Here is a 548-nt window from a genome sequence, read left to right as displayed (position 1 = left end):
ACCACGGGCACCACTGACGGCTCAACCACGGGTACCACCGATGGTTCGACTACGGGCGGCACTGACGGCTCAACGACAGGTACCACGGACGGTTCAACCACGGGCACCACTGATGGTTCGACTACGGGCGGTACCGACGGCAGCACTACAGGTACGACGGACGGTTCGACTACTGGCGGTACCGACGGATCGACTACTGGTACCACCGATGGCTCGACCACGGGCGGTACGGATGGCTCAACGACGGGTACGACCGACGGTTCTACCACCGGCGGCACAGACGGCTCAACGACGGGTACCACCGACGGTTCGACTACCGGCGGTTCGACTACCGGCGGTACGGATGGCACCACTACAGGTACGACGGACGGTTCGACCACCGGCGGTACGGATGGCAGCACCACGGGTACGACCGACGGTTCAACCACCGGCGGCACAGACGGCTCAACGACGGGTACTACCGACGGTTCGACTACCGGCGGCACAGACGGCTCGACTACAGGTACCACCGATGGCTCGACCACAGGTACGACAGACGGTTCAACCAC

1 protein-coding gene is annotated in these 548 nt (G+C 64.1%); it reads left to right on the top strand.

Annotated features, from left to right (window positions below):
• On the top strand, positions 1 to 548 hold a 548-nt coding region (locus tag D515_RS24955), incomplete at both ends, for a hypothetical protein (protein ID WP_039850800.1).

Origin of the sequence: Grimontia indica (assembly GCF_000333895.2) — a bacterium.
Lineage (GTDB): Bacteria > Pseudomonadota > Gammaproteobacteria > Enterobacterales > Vibrionaceae > Enterovibrio > Enterovibrio indicus.
This window is presented reverse-complemented; position numbering and strand designations above follow the sequence as displayed.